This window comes from Bacillus sp. AFS002410 (assembly GCF_002556365.1).
Taxonomy (GTDB): domain Bacteria; phylum Bacillota; class Bacilli; order Bacillales; family Bacillaceae_G; genus Gottfriedia.
The window spans coordinates 165,832-177,972 of record NZ_NUEU01000023.1 but is presented as its reverse complement, the minus strand read 5'-3'; the positions used below and the strand labels follow the sequence as shown (position 1 = coordinate 177,972).

10 protein-coding genes and 1 pseudogene are annotated in these 12,141 nt (G+C 33.1%); all 11 read right to left on the bottom strand.

Translation table 11 applies throughout. The features are described 5' to 3' along the window. Positions 1-158: 158 nt before the first annotated feature. On the bottom strand, positions 159-947 hold the full coding sequence (gene spo0A / locus CN692_RS15675) for a sporulation transcription factor Spo0A (protein WP_098120090.1): 789 nt from the start codon (positions 945-947) through the stop codon (positions 159-161). A gap of 402 nt (positions 948-1,349) precedes the next feature. After that, positions 1,350-2,474 (bottom strand): annotated as a pseudogene (gene spoIVB, locus CN692_RS15670) (SpoIVB peptidase); the annotation flags it as partial. A gap of 293 nt (positions 2,475-2,767) precedes the next feature. After that, complete coding sequence (gene recN, locus CN692_RS15665; protein WP_098120088.1) at positions 2,768-4,498, bottom strand: DNA repair protein RecN; 1,731 nt, start codon at positions 4,496-4,498, stop codon at positions 2,768-2,770. Between the two features lie 33 nt (positions 4,499-4,531). Next, positions 4,532-4,984 (bottom strand): transcriptional regulator AhrC/ArgR, encoded by a 453-nt coding sequence (ahrC, locus tag CN692_RS15660; protein ID WP_098120087.1) that lies wholly within the window; start codon positions 4,982-4,984, stop codon positions 4,532-4,534. Positions 4,985-5,181: 197 nt separating this feature from the next. Further along, positions 5,182-6,009 (bottom strand): TlyA family RNA methyltransferase, encoded by an 828-nt coding sequence (locus tag CN692_RS15655; RefSeq protein WP_098120086.1) that lies wholly within the window; start codon positions 6,007-6,009, stop codon positions 5,182-5,184. 15 nt (positions 6,010-6,024) lie between these two features. Further along, a complete protein-coding gene (dxs, locus tag CN692_RS15650) occupies positions 6,025-7,905 on the bottom strand; it encodes a 1-deoxy-D-xylulose-5-phosphate synthase (RefSeq protein ID WP_098120085.1) in 1,881 nt (626 codons plus the stop codon). A 362-nt stretch (positions 7,906-8,267) separates the two neighbouring features. Beyond that, positions 8,268-9,155 carry a polyprenyl synthetase family protein gene (locus tag CN692_RS15645; RefSeq protein WP_098120084.1) on the bottom strand — a complete coding sequence of 296 codons (888 nt, stop codon included), beginning with the start codon at positions 9,153-9,155 and terminating at the stop codon, positions 8,268-8,270. Between the two features lies 1 nt (position 9,156). Then, positions 9,157-9,384 carry an exodeoxyribonuclease VII small subunit gene (locus tag CN692_RS15640; protein ID WP_098120083.1) on the bottom strand — a complete coding sequence of 76 codons (228 nt, stop codon included), beginning with the start codon at positions 9,382-9,384 and terminating at the stop codon, positions 9,157-9,159. 5 nt (positions 9,385-9,389) lie between these two features. After that, the gene (xseA, locus tag CN692_RS15635; protein WP_098120082.1) at positions 9,390-10,736 is read right to left on the bottom strand and encodes an exodeoxyribonuclease VII large subunit; all 1,347 of its coding nucleotides are present in this window, start codon (positions 10,734-10,736) and stop codon (positions 9,390-9,392) included. A gap of 36 nt (positions 10,737-10,772) precedes the next feature. Continuing rightward, the gene (gene folD, locus CN692_RS15630) at positions 10,773-11,648 is read right to left on the bottom strand and encodes a bifunctional methylenetetrahydrofolate dehydrogenase/methenyltetrahydrofolate cyclohydrolase FolD (protein ID WP_098120081.1); all 876 of its coding nucleotides are present in this window, start codon (positions 11,646-11,648) and stop codon (positions 10,773-10,775) included. A gap of 36 nt (positions 11,649-11,684) precedes the next feature. After that, a complete protein-coding gene (gene nusB, locus CN692_RS15625; RefSeq protein ID WP_098120109.1) occupies positions 11,685-12,065 on the bottom strand; it encodes a transcription antitermination factor NusB in 381 nt (126 codons plus the stop codon). Between the last annotated feature and the right edge of the window lie 76 nt (positions 12,066-12,141).

Here is a 12,141-nt window from a genome sequence, read left to right as displayed (position 1 = left end):
TAGACAACGTTTTCTTTTTAAATTAATAATTGCTAATGCGAAAAAATACCGAAGATCTCGTAAGAAGTTATTCGCTTAGAGAATAAGTCTGTGGAATCCACTGTTAGAAGTTTATCGGAATTGAAATTTTCTTGGGCAATTTGTACTTAAAAATTAACTTATGATGCTTTATGTTCTAGGCGCAATTTGTCTGCTACCATTGCAATAAATTCTGAATTTGTTGGTTTTGCTTTTGACATCGAAATTGTGTAACCGAATAATGTAGAAATACTATCGATATTTCCACGGCTCCATGCTACTTCAATCGCATGTCGAATCGCACGCTCAACTCGGCTAGCAGTAGTATTAAATTTCTTAGCAATATCTGGATATAATACTTTTGTAATTGAACCTAGTAGCTCAATATCATTGTAAACCATTGAAATTGCTTCCCGTAAGTACATATAACCTTTAATATGAGCAGGTACACCAATTTCATGAATGATACTAGTGATACTTGCATCTAAGTTACGTGGCTTACTTTCGTAATTTGAAACAAGCGATGGGGCATTTCGTTTAGTAATTGAGCTACCTTTTCCAACTACTTGACGAATGTTGCTGATTAAATGCTCCATATCAAATGGTTTCAAGATAAAGTATGACGCTCCAAGATCAACCGCTTTTTTTGTTACATCCTCTTGACCAAAAGCAGTTAACATAATTACGTTTGGAATTTTCTCAACTAAGCCAGTACGTAAGCGATCTAAAACTGCTAAACCGTCTAAATGAGGCATAATAATATCTAATACTAATACATCTGGCTTTTTGTCCTTCACTAGAGGTAAGCAATCTTGTCCATTAAACGCAACTCCAACCACTTCCATATCAGTCTGTGCGTTAATGTAGTTCTCCAACATGATAACAAGTTCTTTATTATCATCAACCAATAATACTTTAATTTTCTCCACGCCCGTTCCTCCCTACATCCTCTATAGTGAATTACATTACTTATTACCGATAATTTCGACAATAAAAATTTATTTCCTGTTTTTATTATAAATTCTGAATATTTTTATTAATATAGATAGTTTTCTTCATTTTCTTCTAGCATTCGACGATAGCAATAAAAACAACTATGTATTAAGTCGAATTATCATATAATTCATTATATAAAAAATGAAATAGTATGTAAATTTATAATTTTTAATAAAAATTTACAAAGTCTTAAAATATTCTTTATTCTCAACTGTTTTCTATATTAATAATTTTTTAATCAACTCGTTCTTGTTACTAGTATATAACCATTTTTTTCCATATTCAATCTAATTTCAAAAAAATACACCTACTAAATTTAGTAGGTGTATTTTACATCAAGATGCTTTTTTATTTTGATAATCATATATTGGGACTTTCGCTTCATCAAGCATCCATTCAATATGAACTCCATATCCACTCGTTGAATCATTTACAAAAACATGTGTAACTGCACCAATTAATTTTCCATTTTGAATGATTGGTGAGCCGCTCATGCCTTGTACGATTCCACCGGTTTCTTTAAGTAAACGTTTATCAGTTACCTTTAAAATAATCCCTTTTGTAGATGGAAATTTTTGTTGGATACTGCTCACGATTTCTATGTCAAATGCTTCAACTTTATTATCATGTATAACAGTAAGTATTTTAGCAGGACCTTTTTTCACTTCATTTGATAATGCAATCGGTAAAGGTTGAGACATAATTCCATTGTCAATTGTACTATTAACTTTACCGAATATTCCAAAGGGACTATTAGATGTGATATTGCCGATCGTTCCGCGATCTAGAGCAAAATGTGCAATTTTTTCTCCTGGGGAACCATCTGAGCCTTTTTCAATAGCTGTAACTGTAGAATAGACTATATGCCCGTCTTCTACTTCTATAGCCTTTCTTGTATCGCTGTCTGAGATGACATGTCCTAATGCGCCATATTTTAATGAATTTGGTTCAATAAAAGTCATCGTACCAATACCAGAAGCTGAATCTCTTATATACAAGCCTATTCTATAGCTGTCACGGCCTTGATCACGAATAGGTTGTAGCATTTTTGTATAATACTTCCCTTCACGTTTTACAGTGATTTTAATCGGTTTTCCGTACTTCCCAGCTTTTTGAATAAATGGTAGTACATCCGACATTTTTTCGATTTGTTTACCATTCATTTTTATTATCATATCTCCAACCTTAATACCTGCAATTTCACCTGGAGACTTTTGTCCTGAGCTCGTATTTACTAAATGGTGCCCAACGACTAAGACACCAACTGAATTAAGTTTTACTCCTATTGATTGTCCTCCTGGTATTATTCTTAAATGGTTTAATACTTTTACATCCACCTTTTTGCTTGGTAATTCATTCATACCTAAAGCAACATTTACGATTTCGCTTTGTTGATCTTTATTTATGGTAGATGAAAATACATTTTTTTGATTTATATTAAACACGCCAATACCAACTATAAATAAAAGGAGAAGAATTTTTATTATTCGATGAACATTTACCTTTTTCACAAGCGAATCACTCTCCTTAGCGCCAAATTTCATTTTTTTTAATTCGCGGCTATGTAGTTAATGTTAGCTTTGTAAAAGCAAAATATGATTGTAAAATTATGATAGATACTTTCTCGTATAATGTTGTATTAGTATGTTTCATTTAGCATTTTCCAATTACTAATTTATCAATAATTCCCACAAAAAAAAGAGAATATTTAATGAATAGTAAAAAAACTACTATCATTAAAAATTCTCTTATGTTATTGAGCTTGAAATTTTGTTGAAGTTGCTTGTTCAATCAATTCTTTAGCATGCTGAATCGTAACGTCTGTAATTTCTACTCCAGCAATCATTCTTGCGATTTCATTAATTTTTTGATCATTTCGCAACGGCGTAACAGAAGTTTTTGTTCGGTTGCCATCAATTAATTTCGCTATAAATAAATGAGTATCTGCCATAGATGCAACCTGAGGTAAGTGAGTAATACAAAGTACTTGAGAATTAATCGATACCTTATGTATTTTTTCCGCTATTGCTTGCGCTACTCTTCCACTAACACCTGTATCGACTTCATCAAAAATGATTGACGTAATTCCTTGGTGCTTAGTAAATATACTCTTTAAAGCAAGGAACATTCTTGATAGCTCTCCGCCTGATGCAACTTTAGCTAACGGCTTTAAAGGCTCACCAGGATTTGTCGATATATAAAATTCGACAAAATCAAATCCATCTTTTTTAAACTTTACATGTTTGTCACCTAATAAAGGATCTGTTTCTTGACCTTCTTCTACTTCAAACATAATTTCAAAGGTCGTTTTATCCATATAAAGCTCTTTTAATTCTTTATGTATATCAGCTGTTAATTTAATAGCTAATTCTTTACGTTTATCTGAAAGCAATGTTGCAGCTTCGATTAGTTTATCCGTTACTTGATTTAATTCTTTCTCTAGCTTCTCTATATGCTTATCTTTATGTTGGATCGTATCTAACTCTTGTTCGATACCTTCCGCGTATTGTAGGATGTCTGCAACACTATGTCCATACTTCTTTTTAAGAGTAGAGATTTCGCTTAAACGTGTTTCAATTTCATTCAGTCTATTTGGATCATATTCCATTTGTTCAATGGAATCACGTAATCGATACGATATATCTTCTAATAAATAATAACTACTACTAATACCCTCATGCATTTCCTTAATATCATTATCAATATCTGTTACAGATTCTAAAGAATACATACTTGATCGAACTGAATCTAAACCTGATCCATCCTGTGATAAACTTTGATATGCCTCAACTAATGATTTATAAACGCGTTCAAAATTAGAAATTTTAAGTCTTTCTTCCATCAGCTGATCGTCTTCATTTTCCTGTAAATTAGCATTTTGAATTTCTGATAGCTGAAATTGGATTAAATCTAATCTATGCGCCATTTGTTGCTCATTTTCTGTCAATTGCTTTAACTGTTTTTTTAAGGCCATATAGTTATTAAAAATTGATTGATATTCAGTAATTAAAGGATGAATCGCTTTTTCATCATATTGCTGTAACATCGGTAAATGATGATCTTGGTCCATTAAATCTTGACTCTCATGTTGTCCATGAATATCAACCAAGAGACCACCAATTTCCTTTAAAATAGAAGTTGTCACTAACTTACCATTGATGCGGCAAATACTTTTTCCAGTTGAAGTAATATCTCTTTTTAAAATAATCATTTCATCTTCAATGTCAAAACCTAATTCTCTACATCTAGCGTAAATTAAATGATTCTCATTTTCGATATGAAATAAGCCTTCTATTTCTGCTTTATCAGTATCATATCTTACGAATTCTGCAGACCCACGACCACCAAGTAATAGACCGATGGCGTCAATAATAATTGACTTCCCCGCTCCTGTTTCACCACTTAGTACAGTTAAACCCTTTTCAAATGAAATGGCTACTTCCTCAATGATTGCAAAATTTTTAATGATAATTTCAGATAACAATGAGTTTCTCTCCTCTTTTTTAAAACCATTCTCCTATTGAAGCATGTCAATAAATTTTTCTTTTAAATGCTCAGCATCTTCAGGTGTACGACAAATAATTAATATCGTATCATCACCACAGATTGTACCCATAATTTCAGCCCAATCTAAATGGTCAATTAATGCACCAACAGCATTAGCATTACCCGGTAATGTTTTCATTACGATTAAATGACTAGAACTATCAATTTTAATAAATGAATCAATTAAAAGTCTTTTTAATTTTTGTAATGGATTAAATCGTTGATCCGCAGGTAAGCTATATTTATATCTACCATCTGATAATGGTACTTTTACTAAGTGTAGCTCTTTTATGTCACGAGAAATAGTTGCTTGGGTTACTTTAAAACCTAAATCTCGTAATGATTGTACTAATTCATCTTGTGTTTCGACTTCATTTTTCGCGATAATTTCACGTATTTTTATATGACGCTGACCTTTATTCATAATACACCTCTTTGCAAATTCCGACAAATATCTTACTTATGTAAGATTATCTTATCTAACTTACTCGTTATTGTATATATTTTTTTAAACGTTTTCATAAAATGCATTTTTTAGTATTTAAATATTAAATACTATTTTTACCGATATCCCCATTTGGAAAAAAGGAGAAAAAGGAAACCAAATAGGTTTCCTTTTTATTATTTGGTCTTCTTCAATTCACTATGTGCTTCATTTACAATTTCCATTGGAGAACGCTTTAGTTCGTTCGTTCCAACTTCTTTTGAACCTTCCCAATGAAGATGAATTAAGAATTCAATATTACCATCTCCACCTGTAATAGGAGAGAAAGTTAATGCTTTAACATCATATCCTTGACGTAGTGAAAAGTCGACCATCATTTCGATTACTTGTTCATGTACTTTCGGTTCGCGTACAATCCCTTTTTTACCAACTTGTTCTCTACCTGCTTCAAATTGTGGTTTGATTAAAGCGACAACATCACCAGAAGGTACTAGTAATGTTTTTAGAACTGGTAAAATTAATCTCAATGAAATAAATGACACGTCGATTGAAGCAAATTGCGGTAGTCCTTCGATTAAATCTTCTGGTTTCACATACCTAAAATTTGTTCTCTCCATAACAATTACGCGTTCATCTTGTCTTAATTTCCATGCAAGCTGATTATACCCAACATCAAGTGCATATGATTTTTTCGCTCCATTTTGAAGAGCACAATCTGTAAAGCCACCTGTTGAAGAACCGATATCAATCATAATTTTATCTTGCACTGATACATCAAATGTGTTTAAAGCTTTCTCTAATTTGAATCCACCACGACTCACATATGGCATTACTTCACCTTTAATTTGCAATGGTTGTTCAATATCAATCTTTTCTCCTGGCTTATCTAATCTTTGTTCATTTGTATAAACAAGACCTGCCATGATCGCTCGTTTAGCTTTTTCGCGTGTTTCCATTAAACCACGATCTACTAGGAGTACATCTACTCGTTCCTTTTTTGCCATTTATATGTCATCCTCTTATTTATTACAAATCATTTCACGGATTTTTTTAACCGATTCATCTTTTGTTAAATGAATTTCTTCAAGCAATTTATCAACATCACCATGCTCAACAAATAAATCAGGTATACCGATGCGTTCTACGCGGACATTTTGAAAATTATTTGAGCTTGCAAATTCTAAGACGGCACTTCCAAACCCACCTTGTAGGACTGCTTCTTCGATCGTTAAAATTGGTTTTCCATCTTTAAAAATATCACTTAACATAGCAGTATCCATCGGTTTAATAAACCTAGCGTTTACTACTTTTACAGAAATATTATCTTTTTCTAATTCATCCGCAGCATCTAGAGCCATTTTAATTGTTGTTCCAAATGTTAGGATTACGGCATCAGAACCTTCTCTTAAAACCTCCCATGAGCCTATTGGAATTTCTTTTAACTCTTCATCCATTGGAACACCAATTCCATTTCCTCTTGGGAAACGTAATGCAATAGGACCATCATCATATTTAATGGCAGTATTAACCATGTGTTGGCCTTCATTTTCATCTTTAGGCATCATTAATACTAAATTAGGTATATGACGTAGGAATGCTATATCAAATACACCTTGGTGTGTTTCACCATCTGCCCCAACTAACCCTGCACGGTCTATGCCAATAAACACATTTAAATTTTGTCGACAAATATCATGTAGCACTTGGTCATAAGCTCTTTGTAGGAATGTAGAGTAAATTGCTAAAAACGGCTTCATCCCCTGTGTCGCTAAACCAGCTGCTACAGTTGCGGCATGTTGTTCTGCAATACCGACATCAAAAATTCGATCAGGTAATAGCGCTTGGAAATTTTCCAATTTTGAACCTACTGGCATCGCAGGTGTTAGCGCAACGATTCGCTCATCATTTAAAGCTAATTTCAAAACCGTATCACTCACAAGCTTACTCCATGCAGGTGGTGCTTGATTTGGCTTAATTAACTTACCTGATTCAACTTTATAAGGACCAGTGCCATGCCAAGTTCCGATGTCATCACTTTCAGCAGGCTTATACCCTTTTCCTTTTTTCGTTAAAACATGCACTAAAACAGGACCTTTAGTTTTCTTTGCATATTCAAGCGTTTCAAATAAATCTTCATAACTATGTCCATCAACTGGGCCAAAATAAGTGAAGCCCATTTCCTCGAAAAACATTCCTTGCGTAACTAAATATTTAAGACTGTCTTTTAATTTCTTTGATGTACTTGATAGTTTATCGCCGATTCCTGGAATTTTTTTGATGACACCTTCAAGTTCACCTTTTGCCCAACGATATTTCCCGGTTGTTCGAAGTCTACCTAAAATGCTATGTAAAGCACCTACGTTCGGTGCGATTGACATTTCATTATCATTTAATATAACAATGACATCTTTTTGCTCATGACCAATATGGTTCATTGCCTCTAGAGCCATCCCGCCTGTTAAAGCACCGTCTCCGATGATCGGAACAATATACTCTCCAGTTTTTTTAATATCTCTAGCAATAGCCATTCCCATCGCAGCAGATAAAGAAGTCGAGCTATGCCCTGTTTCCCATACATCATGTTCACTTTCATTTCGCTTTGGAAAACCACATAATCCTTTAAATTGTCTTAGTGTAGTAAATTCCTTCGCTCGACCAGTTAGTATTTTATGAACATATGATTGATGTCCTACATCCCATAAAAATTTGTCTTTAGGCGAATCAAAGACTTTATGTAATGCTATCGTTAATTCTACAACCCCTAAATTTGGTGCAATATGGCCACCAGTTTCAGAAAGTTGTTGAATAAGAAATTTACGAATTTCTTCACTTAATACTTCTAACTCACCGTTCGTTTTATTTTTTAAAAAACTCGGATTTTCAATTGTCGTAAGATCCATCTTGGATCACTCACCTTCCTAGATGTTAAATCTCTTTAAATAATTCATTATTATGTAATTTTATCTATAAAATGATTTTACCATACTTGTAGTTAAACGCTAGTTTCGAAAAGACTTACTCTTAACACCATGTATCATAATACCATTTTTATTAAAAACTGTTTAATGTTTTTTATATTTATAGATTAAAATTATCAATATTTTCCATCAAAATGAAAAGAAAGCCGCTAGCACAGATGTGTTAACGGCAAACATTTCTGTATATTTGATTAACAACATTAGCATTTGTTATAAAGTACCTACATTATACATAAATGTATAAATCTATTCAATGGACAACCATTTCATTACATAATTAAAGGTTAAAAACTGCGATTTCCTACAAAATCACATATTGAGATTAAATAATCATCTTTAATTCCACATGCTCTAACATGTTGTTTAGCTTCTGTAATAAAAGTATGCAGTCTCTCTTTTGCCCCTTCGACTGTGTATAGCTTTACATATGTCGTTTTATCATTTTCGATATCACTGCCAACTGGCTTTCCTAAAACTTCTTCGTCGCCAATTACATCTAAAATGTCATCTTGTATTTGAAATGCTATGCCAAGTTTATATGCAAATTGTGTTAGATGTGATAATTGCTCAGCTGAAGCTTTTGAAATAATTGCACCCGCGATAACTGGATACATTAGCATTTTACCCGTTTTTCGTTCATGGATATACTGCAATTCTTCACCACTTAGCTGTTTACTTTCACCTTCCATATCTGCAACCTGACCAGCAACCATACCTTCAGGACCAGCAGCAATTGCTAATTCACTAATCAATTGTAGCTTCACTGAATTAGACACTTGATTTTCATTCATTTCTGTAATTAATTTGAATGCATATGTCAGTAAACCATCACCTGCTAATACTGCAAGATCTTCACCAAATACTTTATGATTCGTCGGTTTTCCTCTTCGGAAATCATCATCATCCATACAAGGTAAATCATCATGAATTAATGAATAAGTATGAATCATTTCCAAAGCACATGCTGGTTTAATCCCTTGTACTGGGTCATTACCAAATGCATCTAGAGTCGCGAAAAGTAAAAGAGGTCTAATTCGTTTCCCGCCACCTTGTAATGAATAAGACATCGATTCTTTTAATCTCTCTGGCGCTTTTAAACTCTCAATTGATTTAATCATTTCTTCATTAACAAGTCTACTGGAATACTCCATAAATTCCTTGAAAGTGTTCATATTATTCCTCCTCAACAGTAAAAGGAGTTTGCTCACCTTGTTCATTTAAAATCGATGTCATTTGTTTTTCAACTTTTGTAAGCTTTTCTTGGCAAACTTGAGACAGTTTTATACCTTCTTGAAAATATTCGATTGCTTTTTCAAGTGGTACATCACCTTGCTCTAGTTTTTGTACAATCGTTTCAATCTCTTTAATTGCTTCTTCAAAAGATAGTTCGTTTTGTGACAATTGCTTTACTCTCCTTTTACTTCAAGTACTTCACAATTTAATTTTCCATCAGTCATTTGTAACTGGAATCGATCTCCGCTTTTTGCTTGGTTAACCGATTTTATCAGTTCATTATTATCTTTATAAGCTAATGAATAACCCCTGGCCATGACCTTTAATGGACTAAGTGCATCAAGTGTATGCACTATTTTTTCCATTTCAAATTTTTTCTGGGTTACAAGTCGATTAAATTCTTTTTGTAAAGTCATATGTAACTGCAAGTGTTTTTGTTTTTCAAGCTGAATTCTATTACTCGGATGATGTATTAGTAAAGACGAATTAAGCTCTTTATGTTTATTGATTTTCGATTTAACAATTTCATTTATTGTCGTGTGAAAGCGCTCATTAATCCGATCAAACTGTTCTTGTTTTGGGTGAAATAATGAATTTGGATATCTAAAAACATAAGCATCTTGAACAGACTTTAATTGAGCTTTTTTACGTTCGATAATTGTATCTATCGCTTTATTAAGTCTAGTCTCTCGTACTGAAAATTGTTCAAGAATTTCCCTCTGACTTAAAGAAACTAATTCTGCCGCAGCTGTTGGTGTAGGAGCTCGTAAATCAGCTACATAATCAGCTATAGTTGTATCGGTCTCATGCCCAACTGCTGAAATAATTGGAATTTTTGATGTGAAAATAGCTCTTGCCACTTTTTCATCATTAAAAGCCCAAAGCTCCTCTATTGAACCTCCACCTCGCCCGACTATTAAAACATCAATTTCTTTCATTTTATTAGCTGTTTCAATCGATTTCACAACTGATACAGGGGCACCTTCTCCTTGTACAAGAGTAGGTATTACGACTATTTTACCAATTGGATATCTTCTTTGAATTGTTGTTATAATGTCCCGTACGGCCGCTCCAGTCGGTGAAGTCGCAACCCCGATTACACTAGGAAAAGAAGGAATCTTTTTCTTAAATTTCTGATCAAAGAGTCCTTCTTCTAATAGTTTTTTCTTTAATTGTTCATAAGCTACAAAGAGACCGCCAACCCCGTCAGGCTGCATGTCTCTTATGTAGATTTGATAGCTACCAGACCCAGGGTATACATTTATTTCACCTTGAACAATAACCTGCATACCATCAGTTGGTTGAAATGCTATATTAGCATTATAGGATTGAAACATGACCGCCGCAATTCTAGCACCATCATCTTTTAAGGTAAAATAATAATGACCGCTAGATGAATGACGTTTAAAGTTTGAGATTTCTCCACGGAGAAGTATACTTTGTAAATTTCGATCCGCTTGAAATTTTGCTTTTAAATATTTAGTTAATGCGGTAACAGTAACTGGTAGCTTTTCCGTCATGCCTACCCCTTCTTTCATTCTTGCAAAGCAATATGATTAAAGTTTTACACTCAAATTAATTTTATGATCAATTTGAGACGCCGCTTTTAACGTATTATGAAGTAGCATTGTAATTGTCATAGGACCAACTCCACCTGGTACAGGAGTAATAAATCCAGCAATATTTTTTACATCTTCAAAATTTACGTCTCCACACAATTTGCCATTTTCATCTCTATTCATTCCGACGTCAATAACAATTGCACCTTCTTTAACATAATCAGCCGTAATTAATTTTGCTACACCAATAGCAACAATTAGAATATCAGCCTGCTTTGTAATATTTTTAAGATTAGTTGTACGTGAATGTGTATAAGTAACCGTTGCGTTTTCGTTTAAAAATAACTGCCCAACTGGTTTCCCTACAATATTACTACGACCAATAACAACCACATGTTTACCACTAATCGGAATATTTGTATTTTCAATTAATTTTAATATACCAAAAGGAGTACAAGGTAGTAATGAATCTTGATTAGTCATCATTCTTCCAATATTAATTGGATGAAATCCATCAACATCTTTTAATGGAGAAATCGTTTCAATTACTTTCTTTTCAGAGATATGAGCAGGTAGTGGTAACTGAACTAAAATACCATGAATTGCCTGATCATCGTTTAATTTGTTTACAACCGATAATAATTCATCTTCAGAAACTGTCTCAGGTAATTCAATTACTTCCGAATACATACCTAGTTCATTACATGCTTTGTGCTTCGAATTTACATATGTTCTTGAAGCAGAATTATTCCCAACTAAAACAACTGCTAAACCTGGTGTAACACCTTGACTTTTCAATTCAGAAACACCATTTTTTAAACCCTCACGAATAGATACTGAAATTTCTTTACCATTAATTAATGTTGCTACCATTTTAGTTTCCCCCTATGCATATAAACAATTATCTATTTAGAATTTTGATAATACCGCATTGATAAATTTACTAGAATCATCGTCACCGTAAATTTTTGCAATTTCAATCGCTTCATTGATTGCTACACTTTTAGGAACATCCTCTAAGTAATTTAATTCCACTAAAGCAATTCTAAGAATATTACGATCAACATTAGCTAAGCGATCAATCGTCCAACTTTCGACTTTTGAAGCTAACTGTTCGTCAATCACCAATTTATGATCAACAAAATTCGTTACGATCGCATCTAAAAATGCATCTTGTTTTTCTTCAGCTTCTTCTAATACATGCTCTAATGCTTCTGTTGCATTTGCCTCACTTAAATCCATTTGAAATAATGTTTGTAATGCAAGTTCCCTTGCTTTTCTACGTTTCATCAAAATAATAAACTCCTTTAAGCTAAATTCATCATTCGTTGCATAGGTTATAACGAATTCTAATTTGTATAGTAAC